The following is an 18220-nucleotide window of genomic DNA, read 5'->3' as shown; positions in this document are numbered from 1 at the left end:
AGGTTACCAATCCATCAATTGCGCACCAGCTTCTCCATCGCCGCATCCGCCAGGAACGACGACCGGCTTTTTACATTGTGCTCGCGCACATAACGATCAATGCGCTGGATCACATAGCCGGGCAACGTCACGTTGACCTTCTCGGTCTTGCCCAGGTACGGCGAGATGTCCAGCTCCAGCATGCCCCAGCCCATGTCGGCGAACTCGGGATTACTGCGATGCACCGAAGCCGACGTCGGCATCGGAATCGACTCACCATCCGCAGCCAACTCCTGCAGCATGATGTGGGCAACTTCGACCGCTGCGTTGTAGGCCTCTTCAAAGCTATCCCCGGCGGTTACCGCACCTGGGATATCGGGGATCTGGATACCGATGGCGGTGTTCTCATCGCCCCATTCGATACAGATTGGATATTGCATTATGGATCTCCTGCGTAACTGGCTGGCGGGCAGTACAGCCCGGCTCGCCTCCTGATGCTCTTGACCGCCCCGACCGGCAAATCCTTCTTCGGATGGGGGATGGGAATGGTGTACGGGTTGTATCGGTGGGTGAAAATGTGATGACTGCCTGTGACCCGGTCCAGGGTCCATCCCGCCTCCATCAATTCCTTGATCAATAGCCTGCTCTGCACCACCAGCCTCCTTGCTTTGGCCTCAACAAAAATAACCCTAGAGTTATCTTTACTCAAGCACAAAAACTGAAAGCACGACGTTCGGTTGTATTGCGGGGTATGAAGAAAGAAGGTTTTAAATCGACAAAATGGCCGGCACAGCGATCAGGCGCATGCAGCCGGCTCGACGAGGCAGGCCAAGAGTTGTTCAACGGTTTGTTCCATTGGCCCGGAGTTGTCGAGCACATGCACTGTCGGATCCTCGGCCAGCAGGCGCTCACCGAAACGGGCATTGCGCGCCAGGCGCTGGTCGATCTCGGCCAAGGACTCACGACCACGCGCCAGCAAGCGCTGGCGCAGCACTGCCTGGTCCACGGTCAGCAATATCGCCAACACATTCGGATAACGCTCGCGAGTATCCTGCAAATGCCCGCGCGAGCCGTTCACCAGCACGTCCTGGCCAGCGGCGAGCCAATCGTCGATTTCCCGCGGGATCCCGTAGGACAGGCCATTAGCGTGCCAGCTCAGGGCAAACGCGCCCTGGGCCTGCATCTGGACGAATTGCTGCGGGCTCACGCCCAGTGCTGCCTCGCCCACGGCTTCGGCGGAACGCGTGATGACTCGGCGCACGATACGGCAGCCACGCTCGGCCAACCGCGCTCGCGCGGCATCGAGCAGGCTGTCCTTGCCCGAACCGGAAGGCCCGATGAGGTAGATCAACCTGCCTGCCATCCAACCCCCCGAGGGTCGCACTTTGCGTTATTGCCCGAACTGGCGTCCCAACCCACCCGGTACGCCATGGATATCGGTCTCTTCCCAGGGTCCTTTCGGGCTGATTGAACGGCTCCAGCCGTTATCCCAACGGTAGTAGGTGCGCTGGCGATAGAACGTGTTCGGTTGATCATCGAGCACATACACGCCCAGTTTCGGGTCCCAATGACTGTTGCCACCCGGTGGCGGCGCGAAGCTGGCCGAGGTGCGCGGCAGCGCCTTGGCCGGTTTGGCGGGAGTCGAAGGTTTGCCCGGCACCGTCGACGGCGTCGGTTTGGTACTGGGCTGCGACGGCGGAATCGGTGGCCGCGTCGGCTGTTCTGATGGCTGCTGGACCGCACAAGCGCTCAGCCCCAAAACAACGCTGAGCAGGGTGATACGAGCAATGGCGGTCATGGTGGCGCTTCCTGTTATTGATCCGGGTTTACTTATCCGGGCTATCGATGGTCACTTGTTGCGGCGCGGTGGTGCTGCTGGCCAGGGGCTGGCTGCGACCGATCCACTCGCCTGCCGTCGGTTGACCGGCGCGGGAGATGCGCGCAACCAGTTGGACTTCAGGGAAGTTCGACAGTTTCAATTGCGGCATCATTGCATCGCCATCGCCCAATTCGACGGTGGCCGGCAGATCGGCCACGGTCAAGCGCTTGGCCGCCAAAGGCGCGGGTGGGCCAGAGGTGGCGCGAGCGAAGATGAACACGCTGTCGCCCGGCTGGACCTTGGCCTTCAGGTCGGCCGCCAGGTCAACCCGGACCTTGAGCAGCGCTGCCGGCTTGGCCGCTGGCGCCTGGGCCACCTTGCCACCGCTGGCCACCAGTTTCTCGCTGGCGCGGGTAATACCGCCCTGCAGCGCAATACGGGACTGGTCGTCCGGCGGCAGTTGCTCCAGCAGGCGATTCCAGTAATCGATCGCTTCCTGGTAACGCTGGCCTTCAAAGGCGGCGATGCCCAGCAGGCCAAGGCTGGTGACTTCTTTTGGATCGGCCTTGAGCGCTTCGTCAGTCAAGGCCTGGACCTTGTCCGACCACTTCTTGCCATCGGCGAAATACTGCGCCTGGGCCCATTGCCCCAACAGTTCAGGCTGGCGCCCGGCCAGGTTGACGGTGCGCTCGAAGATCTTCGCCGCATCCGCCGGACGATCCTGGGTCATGTAGGTGCGACCGAGGAAGTACAGCGCTTCGGCGGAATCGGGCTGCGCCGCAACCGCGCGCTCCAGGCGCCGGGTCATTTGTTCCATCGACTGTGGCGCCTGGGCGAATTCCCGGGTCAACTCGACTTTGTCACTGGCACCGAAATGCAGGTACAGCCCCAGGCCCAGCACCGGGACCAGGATGGCTGCCAGCAACGGTGCCGCCTTGCCCAGGCGCGTCACCCGAGGCGCGGCAACGCCTTCGGTGTCCGCGAGCAATTCACGGGCGGCTTCAGCCCGGCCGGCGTCCATTTGCGCGGCATCGAGAACGCCTTCCTGCTGCTGAACCTGCAGCTCAGCCACGCGTTCTTGATACAGCGCCACGTTCAGGGCAGTACGATCCTCTTCGAGCTGGGCGCGACGACTACGCAGGACGGGGATCAGTAGAAAACTCAGGGCCACCAGTAGCAGCAGACCTGCAGCGAGCCAGAAATCAATCATTCTTGGTTTTTATCCAACAGTTGGTCGAGGCGCTCGCGCTCCTCGGCAGAAAGCGAGCCTGGCGTTTCGGCGCGTTGCACGCGACGACGACGCACGATCACCGCGATGATCACCACACCGCCCAACAGCAGGCCAGCGGGGCCGAACCAGAGCAGTGCGGTCTTGGCGTTCAGGGCCGGTTTGTAGCGAACGAAATCACCGTAGCGATCGACCATGAAGTCGATGATCTGCTGGTTGTCCTTACCCTCGCCAAGCATGCGGAAGATCTCTTTGCGCAGGTCGGCGGCAATCGGGGCATTGGAGTCAGCGATGTCCTGGTTCTGGCACTTCGGGCAACGCAGCTCCTTGGTCAACTCGCGAAAACGCTCGCGATCACCTTCCTTGGCGAACTCGTAAGTGTCGATGGCAGCGTGGGCCACGCCGGCCAGGCTCAAGCCCAGGACAACGGCGGCAATCCAGCGCTTCATGGCTTCGCCTCGTCGACCAGCGCCTGGTACTTGGCCGCCAGTTTCTCGCGCCAGACCTGCTCGTCGATCACCCCTACGAATTTGTCGCGGATGATGCCCTTGGCGTCGATGAAGAAGGTTTCCGGGGCGCCGTACACACCGAGGTTCAGGCCCAGGGTGCCGGCGTCGTCGCGAATATCCAGCTGATACGGATTATGGAAATCCGCCAGCCATTTCAAGGCGTCGGCATTGATGTCCTTGTAGTTGATGCCGTGGATCACCACGCCCTTCTCGGCCAGTTTGTTCAACACCGGGTGCTCGATCCGGCAGGAAATGCACCAGGTGCCCCAGACGTTGACCAATGCCGGTTTGCCGAGGATGTCGGCGCGGGTCAGGGTCTTGTCGCCCTGCACCGCTGGCAGGGAAAACTCCGGGAAGGGTTTGCCGATCATCGCCGAGGGCAACTCGGCCGGGTCCAGGTACAGACCGCGATACAGGAAAACAGCCACCACTAGGAAAATCGCCAGTGGCAACAACATCAACCAACGCTTCATGCAGTCGCTCCCGTCATGCCCAGTGCTTCCCGCACACGGCTTTTCACCTTGACCCGATAACGCCGGTCCAGCGCTGCCAGCAACCCGCCCAGACCTGTGAGCAAACCACCGAACCAGATCCAGCGCACGAACGGCTTGACGTGCACACGTACTGCCCAGGCGCCATCCCCCAGGGGCTCGCCGAGTGCGACGTAGAGGTCACGGGTGAAACCGGCGTCGATCCCGGCTTCGGTCATCACCGAATTCTGTACGGTGTAGAGACGTTTTTCCGGGTGCAGGACACTGACTTCCTTGCCGTCCTTGATCACCCGCACGGTACCCTTGTCGGAGGTGAAGTTCGGGCCTTCGAAATGTTTGGCACCTTCGAAGATGAATTGATAACCGCCCAGGGCCATGGACTCGCCCGGCGCCAGGCGCAGGTCGCGCTCGGCACTGTTCTGGCTCGACAACACCACGCCGAGGGCGCAGACGGCGATGCCCAGGTGTGCAACCTGCATGCCCCAGTAGCTGCGGGTCAGGGTCGGCAGGCCTTTGATCAGGCCTTTGTGGCGAGTCTTGTCGAAAATGTCACGCACACCGGCCAACAACACCCAGGCCGCGAGCATGAAGGTCGCCAGCACCGCCCAGTTGAAATCGCCATAAGCCACGCCCGCCACCACCGCCAGCGCGGCGCTGCCGAGTAGTACCGGGGTGAGCATGCCCAGCAGCCATTTCACCGGGGTGTCTTTCCAGCGCACGATCACGCCGACCGCCATCACCAGCATCAACAAGGCCATCAATGGAATGAACAGCGCATTGAAGTACGGCGGGCCGACCGACAGCTTGGCACCGGTCATGGCATCGAGAATCAACGGATACAAGGTGCCCAGCAGGATCATCGAAGCGGCCACCACCAACACCAGGTTGTTGCCCAGCAACAGGGTTTCCCGGGACCAGAGGTTGAAGCCGACCTGGCTCTTGACCACCGGTGCGCGCAAGGCGAACAGCGTCAGCGAACCACCGACCACGAACAGCAGGAAGATCAGGATGAACACGCCGCGCTCGGGGTCCGAGGCAAAGGCGTGCACCGAGGTCAGTACGCCGGAACGCACGAGGAAAGTGCCCAGCAGGCTCAACGAAAAGGCGGCGATGGCCAGCAACACGGTCCAGCTCTTGAACACACCACGCTTTTCCGTGACGGCCAGCGAGTGAATCAGCGCGGTGCCCACCAGCCAGGGCATGAACGAGGCGTTTTCCACCGGGTCCCAGAACCACCAGCCGCCCCAGCCGAGTTCATAGTAGGCCCACCAGGAACCGAGGGTGATGCCGATACCGAGAAATGCCCAGGCGACGATGGTCCATGGCCGCGACCAACGCGCCCAAGCGGCGTCCAGGCGACCGCCCATCAGCGCGGCGATAGCGAAGGCGAAGGCCACCGAGAAGCCGACGTAGCCCATGTACAGCATCGGCGGGTGCACGATCAGGCCGATATCTTGCAGCAACGGGTTGAGGTCGGCACCGTCGCCAGGCACTTGCGGCAGGATGCGCTTGAACGGGTTCGAGGTGAGGATCAGGAACAGCAGGAAACCGGTGCTGATCATGCCCATCACTGCCAGCACCCGTGCCAGCATTACTTGCGGCAACTGTCGGGAGAACACCGACACGGCGAACGTCCAGCCGCCGAGGATCAACGCCCACAACAGCAACGAACCTTCGTGCGCGCCCCATACGGCGCTGAACTTATAGTACCAGGGCAAGGCACTGTTGGAGTTGTTGGCGACATAAGCGACGGAAAAATCGTCGGCCATGAACGCATAGGTCAAGCAGCCGAAAGCGAACAGCAGAAAGGCGAACTGCCCCCATGCCGCCGGCTGGGCCAGGCTCATCCAGAATCGGTCACCGCGCCAGGCGCCGACCAATGGCACGACGGCCTGAACCAGCGCAAAGCACAGGGCCAGGATCATCGCCAAATGACCCAGTTCGGGAATGAAGATGCCGGAAGTCATGGATCAACCCTCCTTAGCGGGTGTTGGGGCGGATTGACCACTGTCTTTCAAGGCCTTGGTCACTTCCGGCGGCATGTACTTTTCATCGTGCTTGGCCAGCACTTCATCGGCCACCACCACGCCTTCGGCATTGAGCTTGCCCAGGGCGACGATGCCCTGCCCTTCGCGGAACAGGTCCGGAAGGATGCCGCGATAGCTGATGGTCACGGATTTGTTGAAGTCGGTGACGACGAACTTCACGTCCAGCGAATCGCCGGAGCGCTGCAGGGAACCGGCCTCGACCATGCCGCCCGCGCGGATGCGCGTGTCCTGCGGGGCTTCGCCGTTGGCGATCTGGGTCGGTGTGTAAAACAGGTTGATGTTCTGCTGCAGGGCGCTGAGGGCCAGGCCCACGGCGGCGCCGACCCCAACCAGGATCGCCAGAATGATGATAAGACGCTTTTTACGCAGCGGATTCACTTGCCGTTCTCCCGGCGCAGACGGCGCGCCTCTTGTTGCAGATACCGCTTGCGGGCCAGGATCGGCGCCGCCACGTTGAGGGCCAGCACTGCCAGGCAAATGCCATAGGCCGACCAGACATACAGGCCGTGATGGCCCATGGCGAGGAAGTCGCCGAATGAAGCAAAACTCATCGAGCAACCTCCAGGCTGTTTTCAACTTCGGCCTTGACCCAACTGGCCCGGGCTTCGCGCTTGAGCACCTCAAGGCGCATGCGCAGCAGCAATACCGCGCCGAAGAAACAATAGAAACCCAGCGCCGTCAGCAGCAACGGCAGCCACATCTCGGCGGGCATCGCCGGTTTTTCCGTGAGCGTGAAGGTTGCGCCCTGATGCAGGGTGTTCCACCACTCCACCGAGTACTTGATGATCGGGATGTTGATCACGCCGACGATGGCCAGCACCGCACAGGCCTTGGCCGCACTGTCACGATTGCTGATGGCGTTGCCCAGCGCAATAAGACCGAAGTACAGGAACAAAAGAATCAGCATGGACGTCAGTCGTGCATCCCAGACCCACCACGAGCCCCAGGTCGGCTTGCCCCAGATCGCCCCGGTGACCAGCGCCACGGCGGTCATCCAGGCACCGATGGGCGCCGCACACTGCAAGGCGACGTCGGCCAGCTTCATCTTCCACACCAGCCCGACGACGCCACACACTGCCAGCATCACGTAGATGGACTGTGCCAGCATGGCGGCCGGAACGTGGATGTAGATGATGCGAAAGCTATTGCCCTGCTGGTAGTCCGGCGGCGCGAAGGCCAGGCCCCAGACCACGCCAACGCCGATCAGCAGCAACGCCGCAATGCTCAGCCATGGCAGCATTCTGCCGCTGATGCCGTAAAACCATTTGGGCGAGCCGAGCTTATGAAACCACGTCCAGTTCATTGCTGTTTCCATCACGGTTGCTGCTCGCTATCACGAGACAGCCAAAGGGTCTTTACTGGTCAAATTTTGACCAGACCTCATTATTCGCCGACGCTGATCTTCAGGCCAGCGGCTATTGCAAAGGGTGTCAGGGTTATCGCCAGGGCGGTCAGGCTCCCAAGCCACAACAGATAACCGGTCGCCGGCATGCCCTGCAAGGCTGCCTGCAAGGCGCCACTGCCAAGAATCAACACCGGGATGTACAACGGCAGGATCAGCAACGCCAGCAACAGCCCGCCACGCTTCAAACCTACCGTCAACGCCGCGCCCACCGCACCGAGCAGGCTCAGTACCGGTGTACCCAGCAATAAAGAAAGCAGCAACACCGGCAGACAGGCGGCAGGCAACCCGAGCATCAACGCCAGCAAAGGCGCGAGCAAAACCAGTGCCAGGCCGGAAAACGCCCAGTGTGCCAGTACCTTGGCCAAAACCAGAAGAGCCAGGGGGTGCGGCGAAAGGACCCACTGTTCCAGCGATCCGTCCTCGAAATCACTGCGGAAAAGCCCGTCCAGCGAGAGCAGGACCGATAAAAGGGCCGCCACCCAGACCAGCCCCGGAGACAAGGTTTGCAACAATTGAGACTCGGGACCGACCGCGAGCGGGAACAGCGAAACGACGATGGCGAAGAACACCAGCGGGTTGGCCAGTTCAGCCGGACGGCGGAACAACAGACGGGCTTCGCGGGCAACCAACAGGCCAAAAACACTCATACGGCCCAGTTCCCCAGATCAATGTCGCGGTACGCGGCCGGCACGCGGCTCAGCGTGTGGTGAGTGGTAAAGACAACCATGCCACCGCGCTCGCAGTGGCCTGCCAAGTGTTCTTCGAGCTGCGCCACGCCTTGCTTGTCGAGGGCGGTAAAGGGCTCATCGAGTATCCACAACGGTGGGCTGTCCAGATAAAGCCGCGCCAGCGCCACTCGGCGCTGTTGACCCGCGGACAGCGTATGGCAGGGAACATCCTCGAAACCGCGCAGCCCGACTGCGGCCAAAGCCTGCCAGATTGCCTCATGGGAAGCCGGTTGATGCAGGGCACACAGCCAGCTCAGGTTCTCTTGCGCAGTCAGCAAATCCTTGATGCCAGCGGCATGGCCGATCCACAAGAGATTGCGTGCAAGTTCTGTGCGTTGCTCGCTCAGCGGCTGACCGTTAAGCAGTACTTGACCGGCGGTCGGGTGCATCAGGCCGGACAACAGGCGCAACAGGCTGGTCTTGCCACTGCCGTTGGGGCCGCTGATTTGTACCATTTCGCCACTGGCCATTCTCAAATCGAGATTTTCGAAGAGCAGCCGAAGGTCTCGCTCACAAGCAAGGGCAACGGTTTGCAAGACTGGACTGGTCAAGGGTTCACGGGCCTTATACGGTTCAAGTCGGCGCTGGCGCGGCCGTTAAAGAGATGCAGAATAAAGGTATTGGCGGCCCGGACGAGAGAGCTGCGTCAATTAACTGGGAAATTTTCCGCATTCTGTATACAACGGGGCGGCATTATACATGCCATTTCCTACTCTCAAGCGTGCAATTTCCCAAGGTTGTGACCGCGTATGACAGGCGAAATGAACATCCTCCCCCTACCGCAGGCCACCGCGACGACCCCGCGTGCGCCAGCGGTCAGTGGCGAGTTGCTCAAGCTGCTGACGCCGATGGAGGGCCTGATCAGCGCAGGCCAGACCGCCAAAGCTGAAGTGCTGTCGCTCAAACAGGCGGATCAGGCCTTTCAATTGCTGCTCAAGCTCACTCTCGAGAGCGGCCGGCAGACCACGCTCCAGGCCATCAGCAATCAACCCCTGGCCCAAGGCAGCAGCATCGCGGTTACCCAGCCTTCGGCGGGCAACCTGGCGGTCACCGTGCAGCAAGCTATCGCCGCCAGCGTCGCCACCCTCACCCGTATCGACACTGCGAAAATGCCGGTGGGCACCCTGCTGCAGGGTAAGGTGCTGACCTCCCAGGTGTTGCCGACTGTACCGGGGCAAGCCACGGTGTTTCGCTCGATGGTCAGCCTGCTCAATACAGCGCTGAGCGGCAGCACCCTCAGCATCGACAGCTCGCAACCGTTGCGCATCGGCACGTTGCTCAGCGCACAGGTACAGGATGGCCAGACCCTCAAGTTCGTGCCCTTGAGCAGCCGCCAGGAGCAACTGGCCGTGACCCAGCAATTGCTCAGCCAACAAAGCCGCCAGGGTTCGCTGGATAGTTTGCTCAAACAGCTGCAAAACCTGCCAGCCTCGACGCAGACTTCAAGCGAGCTGCGCACGGCCGTGGACAGATTGCTCGCCGGGCTGCCGGACATCCAGCAATTGAGCAGCGCCAAAGGCCTGGCCCAGGCGCTGGCCAGCAGCGGAGCCTTCCTGGAGTCGAAATTGCTGGGCGGCCAGAACCTGGCGCCTGACATAAAAGGCGACCTGCTCAAACTGATCGGCCAGTTGTCATCCGGGCTGCCGGCCAGCACCCAGCTCAGTGCGATCATGGCCGCCAACACCCTGGCCCAGGCCATGCCGAGTTTCGTGCGCAATGCCCTGGGCATGCTCGGCCAGGTCAGCGCCAAGCCGTCGCCGACTGGTTTTCCGTTGCCTGAGCGGCTGTTGCAAAGCGCCGACGGCGAAGACGACCTGGAGCATCTGTTGCGCCTGGCCGCTGCGGCGGTCTCACGCCTGCAAAGCCACCAACTGTCGAGCCTTGAGCAGTCCGGCGTCACACCGGATGGGCGATTGATGAGTACCTGGCAGTTGGAGATTCCGATGCGCAACCTGCAGGACATCGTGCCGTTGCAGGTCAAGTTCCAGCGCGAGGAGGCCCCCGAAAGAGAACAACCCAAGGAACGCCAGGAGGAACGAGCGCCCAAGCAACAACTGTGGCGCATCGAACTGGCGTTCGACATGGAACCGCTCGGGCCGTTGCAGGTTCAGGCACAACTGATCCAGGGCAGCCTCAGCAGCCAGCTCTGGGCCGAACGCGCCTACACCGCCAGCCTGATTGAAAGCAACCTGGCGGCATTGCGCCCGCGAATGCTGGCCGCCGGGCTGAACGTCGGCGATCTCGACTGCCACCTCGGCAAACCACCCCAAGGTCCGCAAACCCGTCTCGAACAACGCTGGGTCGACGAAAACGCATGAAAAACCCCAACGCTCCCCGCCAGGCCATCGCCCTCAAGTACGACGGCACCCACGCCCCTACCCTCTCGGCCAAGGGCGACGAAGAACTGGCGGAAGAAATCCTGCGCATCGCTCGCGACTGCGAAGTGCCGATCTATGAGAACGCCGAACTGGTGAGCCTGCTGGCGCGGATGGAGTTGGGGGACAGTATTCCGCAGGAGCTTTATCTGACGGTTGCCGAGATCATTGCGTTTGCGTGGAATTTGAAGGGTAAGTTTCCGGTGGGGCAGGATCCAGTTGCTGAAGTAGCGGAAAAGGATGTAACGGACTGCGGGAGCTACCAATCAAATAAGTGATTGCCATAGAGTTATCCAATCATAAATACATTTATTATTTTATTGTAATTAAATAGCGAATAAATCATCCTTCGGTAGCAGCGAACCTGCTTATGCTAAATATTGACACCTCTTCTTCAAGCCGCCCATCCAATGCAGCTCTCGCAAGCACCTCTCCCAACCCAGTTGCAAACTTGAACCCATGCCCAGAGCATGCCGAAACATAAAACACACCAGGTAAATCAACTGACTCCCCCAGTATAAAAGAACCATCCGGAGTCATTGTATAAATACATTTTTTTGATGCGTACGGAATTGGATTCAAACCAGGAAATATCCGCATTACACAAGAAGAAATTTGGTCGATAGCTCTGCCTTCCACAGGCTGGCCGTGCGACAAACAATCAAATGGTGTTTGCTGGTAATTATGAAATCCAATCTTGACCCCTGGTTCCTCACTACTGATTTCAGGTGTACCATAAAGTAAACGCCCATCTGACATCTGATACAAAAAAGCGGGAAAGTTTTTTAAAAAATCCAAACCTCTCCGCGACTTAGGTTTAAACCAGTAAACAGGCACACTTTGAGAGCGCACCAAACCTGAGAGATCATCAACAAGCATCTTACCTATCGCAGCCCCCGTCGACAAAATCACTCGCGCCGTATGAATAAGTTCGCCGCCACTCAATTGAACAGCTAAACCTTGCGAAGTTTTCAGTATACTTTCCACCGAAGTACCGAACCGAGCCTCAGCACCGTTCCTGACAGCCAAGTTGACCATGTGCAATTTTGAGTCATCTGCTGCAATAGTGTATGCCCCCTTTTCATATACAGCTTCCATGTCTTCCAGAACATGAAAAGCACGAAACGACTCAGCAATTTCAGTCGCAGACAAAAGCGTGTGTTTGATTCCCCCCTGCAGCGCGGTTGCGACACTTTTTGGAACAACTCCCGAGTCCACCGGCCCGACAAATAGCCCCCCAGTAGGAAAAACAAGACGTCTACTACATGACCTGTCTAACTCTTGCCATAGGTTATCTGACTGAGAAAGCAAGGGGAGATATGACGTACCCTCCCAGTAAGCACGCCTAAAAATTCGGGACCCCCCATGTGATGATCCAAATAAATTTATAGGCGCTGCTGAATCAACGCCTAGCACATCGACTTTCGAGCACGAAAGCCTCCAAAGCGATGCACTTCCTACAACACCTAACCCAATCACAACCACACTGTATCTACGCCCCATACTGCCCCCGTTTTCGCGAAAACCTGTTTTTTACAAACGGCTCAAGCACTACCAAAGCCAATCCACTAATGACGACCAATAGCACACATAAAACAGCCGTTGAAAATTCTTGCCTGTAAATTACTGCCGCAACAAAAAACTGCGTGACCGGCAATACAAACTGCAACAACCCCATAGAAGTCATAGTAAGACGCTTAGCTGAAAGCGAAAACAAAGCCAAAGGAACAATTGACACTACACCACAGCTAAACACCAGTATCGTACGCTCCAGCCCAAAATCCTCAGGAATCGCCATACTTAAATCTGAGTAAAGTAAAATCAACGTGTAAAAAAAGGCAAGCACAGAAGACTCCAAGAACAAACCGTTAAAAACGTTCAGCGATGTCATTTTTTTCAGGCATGAGTAACCCCCCCAAGACATGCCGATAGTCAAGTAAACCTTCACGACGAGCTCATCATTCAAAACCAATAGCCAAAGCACACTAATTACCATAATCACCACAGCCACCACTTTACATATTGTGACCGGCTCTTTATACAGGACAACACCTGCTGCAATACTTATAATGGGTGCAACTAAGTAACCAAAGCTGCTTTCCAGGACGCGACCATGGATAGAGGCCCAGATAAACACTCCCCAATTAACGGCTAATAACAGGGCCGCAAGAGCATGTACAAACAATAGCCTGATGTTAAGCTGAGCAAAAAACCTCCCCACCCCTTTACAAGCGCACAAAATTAGAAAAACCGTCAACAGAGACAAATATACCCTATAAGCAACCAATTCTACTGCGCTCAAAGACCCGATATATCTCCAAAAAACAGAAGAGAACCCCAACAGCACATTTGCAAGAACGCCACTGAGGGATCCGATAAAAAAATACCGCTGCTTGCTTGAGGGCAACATACGGCTATCTCTTCCACAAAGTTAGCTCAACTATTTCATAACACCAGATTATCTGACCATTCTCCTGCCTACTGCAGTACGCGTCGCCCTCCCTTGTCCAGCTCAATATCTCTTCGATCAGATGATCCTGTATCCTCGCCCACTTCTCAGAATACAGTAGCAAAGGAAGGTCATGTCGCTCTAGAAGCCTGCAGTTAATTACATATCTCTCTTCGTGCAAGTCTCGTAGCCTCCTCATAACCTGTCGAATCCCGACCAGTGAGTTAAGGCCTAGCAAGACCTTTCCACCATCAATTAAATGTTTCGGCAACGATTCAAAAAACCTCTCCAAGGTTCTATCCCCATAAAACATAGAATCAATAGCGAGTCCCTCCCCGTTAGACCTATCGAGCACCTCAAGGAACGAATCGGAAGGCGTTCTCCAGCCAGGAGGATTAAACAAAATCAAATCGTATTTCTCTGGAACCTCTGGAAGTCCTTGAAAAAGGTCGCCACAAGCAAACTCAATGGTATTGACGCCAAAGTTGTGAAACTCGTTTTTCTTTGCCGCTGCAACCGCCTCTCTGGATATATCAGACCCAGTAACGGATATAGCACCCATACTTTTTAGCAACAATGAATGCACACCACTCCCGGTTCCAAGATCCAAAAACCTGAACCCCTTACACTCTTCAGTAACATAGCGCGCTATCAGCGACCCAAAGGCTTCTCCCGCGAGACTCACTTTAAAAACTGCGGGATCATCAATAAGTTCAATACAGTGCCCTAATCCAAAATAGACGCTATATAAGTCACCCTTCACCCTGGATTCATTGAGACAATCAAAGTGAACTTTAGTCGACCTGTCTACGCTCATTACGATTCTCCGAAAGAAAATACGCTTCCAATTCTTTTGAACGCTCCGCAGCGGCAGTTAGAGCAGATAACATAACGCCATTGAAGTCATGCTGATCGAACAACTGTACTGCTCGTTCGGTTGTACCGCCTTTGGTTTGCACCTCCTCACACAATTGCATCGGCGTTTTTCTGGTTGATTTCAAAAGCAAGGAGGTTCCGTATAACAACTGCGTAGAAACTTCCCAAGCGACCTTGGAGTCAAACCCTTCGCTCTCTGCGTATAACAGTAACGCATTGACAAAATACGCGACCAATGCGGGGCCACCTCCTGCGAGCGCTGTACCTGAATCAAGCTGCCACTCATTATCAACTTGCATGCAAATGCCAATCGTGCCGAAAATTTTTTCTGCGACAGTTATCAAATCACTGTCGGCACTTTCTTGGACATAGTAAAAAGTAACGCCTTCCTGCACCTCTGACGGAGTATTTGGAATCGAACGAACTATCCGCGTATGACCTAGGGTACGGCAAAGCGAATTAGTAGTGATGCCAGCCATGACGGAGATGACCGGTCCACGGTGAGAAAGCAATAATTGATTGTCGCGAACCACGCTCTGAAATTGCTGGGGTGGGACAGCTAAAATAACAACATCGTCATCATCAATACTTTCAATTCGCTTACTTACCTCAACCCCGCAGGAAGCCAGATAGGCTGCTCGATCAGCACAAACTTCAATCGGCTTTAAATGGCAATCAATAATGCTCCGTCTTAGCCCGAACAAAATTGCCCGTCCCATTTGACCAACACCTATAATATGAATATTGTTCACGAAACCGTCCTCTTGTACGTTAATTGCGCAGCACTCAACCCCCTAAGACTTGATAAAACAATATCCACCTGCAGAACAAACTTAATGACTGACGCTCAAACCTGTCAATGCAAAAGCCACAACCAAACAAAATTCAACACACTCAGACCGTTCAAAAACAGGCAAGCCTGTAGGAAACCTCGTACATTACTGTGTAGGACTCAAATTGACCGCAACAGTCTAAATAGATCTTCTTAAGAGTAGGACTTAACTTACTTAATGAGAATGAAACATGAATCATTCCGTAACACTTACAAAAGCCAACTCCCCCATCCGATTGTCAGGCGACCACTGTCTCAATTACCAACCGCCTCAATGCAAACCCGTCTCGAACAACGCTGGGTCGACGAAAACGCATGAAAACCCCCAACGCTCCCCGCCAGGCCATCGCCCTCAAGTACGACGGCACCCACGCCCCTACCCTCTCGGCCAAGGGCGACGAAGAACTGGCGGAAGAAATCCTGCGCATCGCTCGCGACTGCGAAGTGCCGATCTATGAGAATGCCGAACTGGTGAGCCTGCTGGCGCGGATGGAGTTGGGGGACAGTATTCCGCAGGAGCTTTATCTGACGGTTGCCGAGATCATTGCGTTTGCGTGGAATTTGAAGGGTAAGTTTCCGGCGGAGCAGGACCCGGATGGAGGGATAGTGGAACGCGATATAACTGAGCGGGGGGATAATTATTAAAACGACAACGTGTTGGCTGCCACTCATTTGAAGTGACAGCCATCGTGACAACTTTGAGCAATACCTCAATCAGGCATCGCTAACACTTACTTCCGGCCTAATATCACCCGCAATTTTTCTACCTTGCATTGTGTAGATATTAAAAGAAATACGCACCCCAACAAGTGGCAACAGATATTCCATGCCCATTAAGTCACGCCCGCGCAGTTCACAGAGAGCACCATTAAATGGGGCCCGAACTGTTCCTTTCGCGCCGGCCGTTATGGTCAAATGCGGATATTCCAACTCAAAAGTCTCGATACATCCTGTATAACGAGATAGTTCCTGCTCCATGCTATATAATCCTTAAAATAGAAATCAATAAATTAGTTATCGAACCGACTATATAAGTTCGACGACAAAATTAAGACTTCTGATAAAACAGCGCAACTATCAAAAGTAACGTAATAGCCAATAGCTACGACCGGACATCAAGCCATTGATAAGTCCAACCCCGAGTGCAGACCACGCCACCGCCGTGGTTTCATTGGCTCGCTCGGTATGCATTGCCTCCTGGCAGCCACTGTAGTAACGCCAGGCAAAGAAACACTAATACACAATCAACACCTTGATCGTGCCTCCCAGCACCAAACCCTCCCTTGAGTTCCCCACTGTGATTCGGGTAGAAACGCTTTGCCACCTACCCACCCTGAATTTATGCCGAGCACATACACCGAGAGCGGTATTGCAACGCCTTTGGAGTGATTGAGCGAGGCCAGGGAAATCACCACGAATATCGCTGGCATGATTCGCAATGACTTTTTCGATACCTTACTCTTGAAACAGGCAATGACATGGAAGACTGTTGAGGGTTGTAGAACGCCATCGTAGGAATACCGCCCGGACCAAGCCCCTGGCGCTGCGCGTCACACCCTGGAAGCGGAACGCGGAGCGTCCCTGGAGGCATTCCCACGCAGAGCGTGGGAATGATCCGGGTGTACGCTCAGTTCTTATGCACCTTGCTCATCAACTCCGCCTCGGCCTGGGTCAGGCCACAAGACTGGGTCAGTTCGTCGACACTGGCACCCATACCGACCAGCTTCGCCGCCTGGTCAAACGACAGGCTCTTGGGATCGCGCTGTTCCAGTCGGGTGAGTTTGTCCGGCAATGGCGCGACGAGCGTGCGCAATTCATGCAGCTCTTCGCCCATGCGCACATTGCCATCCTGATAGTTGTCGACGCGCCTGCCCAGGTCCTTGATGCGCTGGTCACGCTGCGCATCGCCCTGGGCCTGTTGCGCGGCGATCAGCTTTTGCCCACGGATGTAGGACAAGAACATTGCCAGCGTGCCTGCCCAGAACAGGAACAGGACAATCACCGCCACCTCTAGAATCAATCAGATACTCTCCAGTTCCGACCATTCTTCTTCGCTCATCATCTTGTCGAGTTCGACCAGGATCAGCAGTTCGTTGTTCTTGTTGCACACGCCTTGAATGAACTTGGCGGACTCTTCGTTACCGACGTTCGGCGCTGTCTCGATTTCCGACTGACGCAGGTAAACCACTTCGGCCACGCTGTCGACCATGATCCCCACCACTTGCTTGTCGGCTTCGATGATGACGATGCGGGTGTTGTCGCTGATTTCGGCATTCATCAGGCCGAAGCGCTGGCGGGTGTCGATCACGGTGACCACGTTGCCGCGCAGGTTGATGATGCCCAGCACATAGCTCGGAGCGCCCGGTACCGGGGCGATTTCGGTGTAGCGCAGGACTTCCTGGACGCGCATCACGTTGATGCCGTAGGTTTCGTTGTCCAGCTTGAAGGTGACCCATTGCAGGATCGGATCTTCGGAACCCTTTGCCGCCGTCGCCTTGTCATTCATACCCTGATCCCCTCAAGAAACCGCCCTGGCGGTATTGTTCTGTTATGTAGGTTTATGCGGCGGCTTGGTGCCACCCATGTGCCGGGCTCCACCGCTGGCAATCAATTCGGCCAGTTCGGAAACATCGAGCAATGCACACATGTGTTCAATCACCGTGCCCGCCAGCCATGGCCGCTGGCCACGGTGACTGCGCCATTTGATTTCGTTCGGGTCCAGGCGCAACGAGCGACTGACCTGATGCACCGCCAGCCCCCACTCATAGCCCTGGACGGAAATCACGTATTGCAGGCCCTGCTTGAAGTCCTCGCGGTAGCGGTCGGGCATGACCCAACGGGCCGTGTCCAGCACCTTCAGGTTGCCTGCCTGGCTCGGCAGGATGCCGAGGAACCACTCCGGCTGGCCGAACAGCGACGTCAGTTCATGACCGGACAGTGGATAGATCGAACCCAGGCACACCAGGGGCACTGCCAGGGTCAACCCAGCGACATCGAACAACAGGCATTCGAAGGGCTCGGCCGCCCAGGCCGGACGACCGTTGGTTTCTGCCGGTGGCGGCGTGTTGGCGGGTGGCAGATGGACTTCGACCACGGGTGGTACCAGCACCTGCTGCACTTCGACAGGGACAGGAACCAAAATTTCTGGTTCGTCCATGGCCGGCGGCGCCAAGGCTTGCAGCAAGGGCGCGATAGTCGAGACCGGTGCCAGAACGGGGGCCGGGCTGTCCACCACGGCGACGGGTGCCTGCGCAATCGGCGCTACCACCTTTGAGGTAGCCACTACGGCATCGCGAGCTTGTTCTTCAAGCACCGCGGCCTGGAATTCATCCAGCGCGGCTTCAACCTCGACCACCTCGGGAGGGGCTTCGAAGGGCGGCGCAAGTTCCTCAGTAATGTCTTGCAGCAGGCTGTCCAGATAAGACTGCAGCGCCAGTTGCGGGCGCGATGTGATCTTCAATGGCCGGTTCATGGGCGCGCA

General features: G+C 56.9%; 24 protein-coding genes. 3 read left to right on the top strand and 21 right to left on the bottom strand.

The annotated features are described in order from the left end of the window. Positions 1-14 precede the first annotated feature (14 nt). The 13 genes from PG5_RS10030 to ccmA form a co-directional block, all read right to left on the bottom strand. A complete protein-coding gene (locus PG5_RS10030) occupies positions 15-419 on the bottom strand; it encodes a type II toxin-antitoxin system HicB family antitoxin (protein ID WP_020796998.1) in 405 nt (134 codons plus the stop codon). Then, positions 419-631 carry a type II toxin-antitoxin system HicA family toxin gene (locus PG5_RS10025; RefSeq protein WP_033044075.1) on the bottom strand — a complete coding sequence of 71 codons (213 nt, stop codon included), beginning with the start codon at positions 629-631 and terminating at the stop codon, positions 419-421. The genes PG5_RS10030 and PG5_RS10025 overlap by 1 nt, the downstream gene beginning before the upstream one ends. A 144-nt stretch (positions 632-775) precedes the next feature. Beyond that, positions 776-1342 carry a phosphonate metabolism protein/1,5-bisphosphokinase (PRPP-forming) PhnN gene (phnN, locus tag PG5_RS10020; RefSeq protein ID WP_020796996.1) on the bottom strand — a complete coding sequence of 189 codons (567 nt, stop codon included), beginning with the start codon at positions 1340-1342 and terminating at the stop codon, positions 776-778. A gap of 27 nt (positions 1343-1369) precedes the next feature. Next, complete coding sequence (locus PG5_RS10015) at positions 1370-1777, bottom strand: hypothetical protein (protein ID WP_020796995.1); 408 nt, start codon at positions 1775-1777, stop codon at positions 1370-1372. A 28-nt stretch (positions 1778-1805) separates the two neighbouring features. Then, positions 1806-3008, bottom strand: coding sequence for a c-type cytochrome biogenesis protein CcmI (gene ccmI / locus PG5_RS10010; RefSeq protein WP_020796994.1), 1203 nt, complete (start codon positions 3006-3008; stop codon positions 1806-1808). Then, on the bottom strand, positions 3005-3475 hold the full coding sequence (locus PG5_RS10005) for a cytochrome c-type biogenesis protein (protein WP_020796993.1): 471 nt from the start codon (positions 3473-3475) through the stop codon (positions 3005-3007). The genes ccmI and PG5_RS10005 overlap by 4 nt, the downstream gene beginning before the upstream one ends. Continuing rightward, positions 3472-4008 carry a DsbE family thiol:disulfide interchange protein gene (locus PG5_RS10000; protein ID WP_020796992.1) on the bottom strand — a complete coding sequence of 179 codons (537 nt, stop codon included), beginning with the start codon at positions 4006-4008 and terminating at the stop codon, positions 3472-3474. Before PG5_RS10000 ends, PG5_RS10005 begins: the two co-directional genes overlap by 4 nt. Then, complete coding sequence (locus PG5_RS09995; protein ID WP_020796991.1) at positions 4005-5993, bottom strand: heme lyase CcmF/NrfE family subunit; 1989 nt, start codon at positions 5991-5993, stop codon at positions 4005-4007. Before PG5_RS09995 ends, PG5_RS10000 begins: the two co-directional genes overlap by 4 nt. Before the next feature lie 3 nt (positions 5994-5996). Further along, positions 5997-6452 (bottom strand): cytochrome c maturation protein CcmE, encoded by a 456-nt coding sequence (ccmE, locus tag PG5_RS09990; protein ID WP_020796990.1) that lies wholly within the window; start codon positions 6450-6452, stop codon positions 5997-5999. Further along, complete coding sequence (gene ccmD / locus PG5_RS09985; protein WP_008055370.1) at positions 6449-6625, bottom strand: heme exporter protein CcmD; 177 nt, start codon at positions 6623-6625, stop codon at positions 6449-6451. Before ccmD ends, ccmE begins: the two co-directional genes overlap by 4 nt. Further along, positions 6622-7377, bottom strand: a complete 756-nt coding sequence (locus PG5_RS09980) for a heme ABC transporter permease (RefSeq protein ID WP_020796989.1) — start codon at positions 7375-7377, stop codon at positions 6622-6624. The genes ccmD and PG5_RS09980 overlap by 4 nt, the downstream gene beginning before the upstream one ends. Positions 7378-7457: 80 nt before the next feature. Next, positions 7458-8126, bottom strand: a complete 669-nt coding sequence (gene ccmB / locus PG5_RS09975) for a heme exporter protein CcmB (RefSeq protein WP_007980754.1) — start codon at positions 8124-8126, stop codon at positions 7458-7460. Beyond that, positions 8123-8758 carry a cytochrome c biogenesis heme-transporting ATPase CcmA gene (gene ccmA / locus PG5_RS09970; RefSeq protein WP_042955325.1) on the bottom strand — a complete coding sequence of 212 codons (636 nt, stop codon included), beginning with the start codon at positions 8756-8758 and terminating at the stop codon, positions 8123-8125. Before ccmA ends, ccmB begins: the two co-directional genes overlap by 4 nt. Positions 8759-8956: 198 nt before the next feature. On the opposite strand from ccmA, the gene PG5_RS09965 reads away from it, so the two are divergent. Both PG5_RS09965 and PG5_RS09960 read left to right on the top strand, forming a co-directional pair. After that, complete coding sequence (locus PG5_RS09965) at positions 8957-10525, top strand: flagellar hook-length control protein FliK (RefSeq protein WP_020796986.1); 1569 nt, start codon at positions 8957-8959, stop codon at positions 10523-10525. After that, positions 10522-10860, top strand: a complete 339-nt coding sequence (locus tag PG5_RS09960) for an EscU/YscU/HrcU family type III secretion system export apparatus switch protein (RefSeq protein WP_020796985.1) — start codon at positions 10522-10524, stop codon at positions 10858-10860. The genes PG5_RS09965 and PG5_RS09960 overlap by 4 nt, the downstream gene beginning before the upstream one ends. Before the next feature lie 64 nt (positions 10861-10924). On the opposite strand, the gene solA is transcribed toward PG5_RS09960, so the two are convergent. The 4 genes from solA to PG5_RS09945 are packed head-to-tail and all read right to left on the bottom strand — an operon-like array spanning position 10925 to position 14659. Continuing rightward, positions 10925-12085, bottom strand: coding sequence for an N-methyl-L-tryptophan oxidase (gene solA / locus PG5_RS33325; protein WP_020796984.1), 1161 nt, complete (start codon positions 12083-12085; stop codon positions 10925-10927). Then, positions 12075-12992 carry an EamA family transporter gene (locus tag PG5_RS09955; RefSeq protein ID WP_050511585.1) on the bottom strand — a complete coding sequence of 306 codons (918 nt, stop codon included), beginning with the start codon at positions 12990-12992 and terminating at the stop codon, positions 12075-12077. Before PG5_RS09955 ends, solA begins: the two co-directional genes overlap by 11 nt. Before the next feature lie 4 nt (positions 12993-12996). Beyond that, positions 12997-13848, bottom strand: a complete 852-nt coding sequence (locus PG5_RS09950; protein ID WP_052024681.1) for a methyltransferase — start codon at positions 13846-13848, stop codon at positions 12997-12999. Then, on the bottom strand, positions 13826-14659 hold the full coding sequence (locus PG5_RS09945; protein ID WP_093935781.1) for a pyrroline-5-carboxylate reductase: 834 nt from the start codon (positions 14657-14659) through the stop codon (positions 13826-13828). Before PG5_RS09945 ends, PG5_RS09950 begins: the two co-directional genes overlap by 23 nt. 395 nt (positions 14660-15054) lie before the next feature. Between PG5_RS09945 and PG5_RS09940 the strand changes: the two genes are divergently transcribed. Continuing rightward, on the top strand, positions 15055-15384 hold the full coding sequence (locus PG5_RS09940) for an EscU/YscU/HrcU family type III secretion system export apparatus switch protein (RefSeq protein ID WP_020796982.1): 330 nt from the start codon (positions 15055-15057) through the stop codon (positions 15382-15384). Between the two features lie 69 nt (positions 15385-15453). On the opposite strand, the gene PG5_RS09935 is transcribed toward PG5_RS09940, so the two are convergent. The 4 genes from PG5_RS09935 to PG5_RS09920 form a co-directional block, all read right to left on the bottom strand. Further along, on the bottom strand, positions 15454-15717 hold the full coding sequence (locus PG5_RS09935; protein ID WP_042955324.1) for a hypothetical protein: 264 nt from the start codon (positions 15715-15717) through the stop codon (positions 15454-15456). 649 nt (positions 15718-16366) lie between these two features. After that, positions 16367-16759, bottom strand: a complete 393-nt coding sequence (locus PG5_RS09930; RefSeq protein WP_020796980.1) for a DUF2802 domain-containing protein — start codon at positions 16757-16759, stop codon at positions 16367-16369. After that, a complete protein-coding gene (locus PG5_RS09925) occupies positions 16760-17245 on the bottom strand; it encodes a chemotaxis protein CheW (RefSeq protein WP_007980742.1) in 486 nt (161 codons plus the stop codon). It abuts the gene before it with no gap. 42 nt (positions 17246-17287) lie between these two features. After that, positions 17288-18211: a CheW domain-containing protein gene (locus tag PG5_RS09920; protein ID WP_020796979.1), complete on the bottom strand. Its 924-nt coding sequence runs from the start codon at positions 18209-18211 to the stop codon at positions 17288-17290. Positions 18212-18220 lie beyond the last annotated feature (9 nt).

It is taken from the genome of Pseudomonas sp. G5(2012) (genome assembly GCF_000408945.1).
GTDB lineage: Bacteria > Pseudomonadota > Gammaproteobacteria > Pseudomonadales > Pseudomonadaceae > Aquipseudomonas > Aquipseudomonas umsongensis.
This window is presented reverse-complemented; position numbering and strand designations above follow the sequence as displayed.

Bases quoted from the DNA above. Each gene is read 5' to 3' on its own strand.
- PG5_RS10030 (WP_020796998.1), bottom strand. From the start codon at position 419: ATGCAATATCCAATCTGTATCGAATGGGGCGATGAGAACACCGCCATC.
- phnN (WP_020796996.1), bottom strand. From the start codon at position 1,342: ATGGCAGGCAGGTTGATCTACCTCATCGGGCCTTCCGGTTCGGGCAAG.
- PG5_RS10015 (WP_020796995.1), bottom strand. From the start codon at position 1,777: ATGACCGCCATTGCTCGTATCACCCTGCTCAGCGTTGTTTTGGGGCTG.
- ccmI (WP_020796994.1), bottom strand. From the start codon at position 3,008: ATGATTGATTTCTGGCTCGCTGCAGGTCTGCTGCTACTGGTGGCCCTG.
- PG5_RS10005 (WP_020796993.1), bottom strand. From the start codon at position 3,475: ATGAAGCGCTGGATTGCCGCCGTTGTCCTGGGCTTGAGCCTGGCCGGC.
- PG5_RS10000 (WP_020796992.1), bottom strand. From the start codon at position 4,008: ATGAAGCGTTGGTTGATGTTGTTGCCACTGGCGATTTTCCTAGTGGTG.
- PG5_RS09995 (WP_020796991.1), bottom strand. From the start codon at position 5,993: ATGACTTCCGGCATCTTCATTCCCGAACTGGGTCATTTGGCGATGATC.
- ccmD (WP_008055370.1), bottom strand. From the start codon at position 6,625: ATGAGTTTTGCTTCATTCGGCGACTTCCTCGCCATGGGCCATCACGGC.
- PG5_RS09980 (WP_020796989.1), bottom strand. From the start codon at position 7,377: ATGAACTGGACGTGGTTTCATAAGCTCGGCTCGCCCAAATGGTTTTAC.
- ccmB (WP_007980754.1), bottom strand. From the start codon at position 8,126: ATGAGTGTTTTTGGCCTGTTGGTTGCCCGCGAAGCCCGTCTGTTGTTC.
- PG5_RS09965 (WP_020796986.1), top strand. From the start codon at position 8,957: ATGACAGGCGAAATGAACATCCTCCCCCTACCGCAGGCCACCGCGACG.
- PG5_RS09960 (WP_020796985.1), top strand. From the start codon at position 10,522: ATGAAAAACCCCAACGCTCCCCGCCAGGCCATCGCCCTCAAGTACGAC.
- solA (WP_020796984.1), bottom strand. From the start codon at position 12,085: ATGGGGCGTAGATACAGTGTGGTTGTGATTGGGTTAGGTGTTGTAGGA.
- PG5_RS09955 (WP_050511585.1), bottom strand. From the start codon at position 12,992: ATGTTGCCCTCAAGCAAGCAGCGGTATTTTTTTATCGGATCCCTCAGT.
- PG5_RS09950 (WP_052024681.1), bottom strand. From the start codon at position 13,848: ATGAGCGTAGACAGGTCGACTAAAGTTCACTTTGATTGTCTCAATGAA.
- PG5_RS09940 (WP_020796982.1), top strand. From the start codon at position 15,055: ATGAAAACCCCCAACGCTCCCCGCCAGGCCATCGCCCTCAAGTACGAC.
- PG5_RS09935 (WP_042955324.1), bottom strand. From the start codon at position 15,717: ATGGAGCAGGAACTATCTCGTTATACAGGATGTATCGAGACTTTTGAG.
- PG5_RS09925 (WP_007980742.1), bottom strand. From the start codon at position 17,245: ATGAATGACAAGGCGACGGCGGCAAAGGGTTCCGAAGATCCGATCCTG.
- PG5_RS09920 (WP_020796979.1), bottom strand. From the start codon at position 18,211: ATGAACCGGCCATTGAAGATCACATCGCGCCCGCAACTGGCGCTGCAG.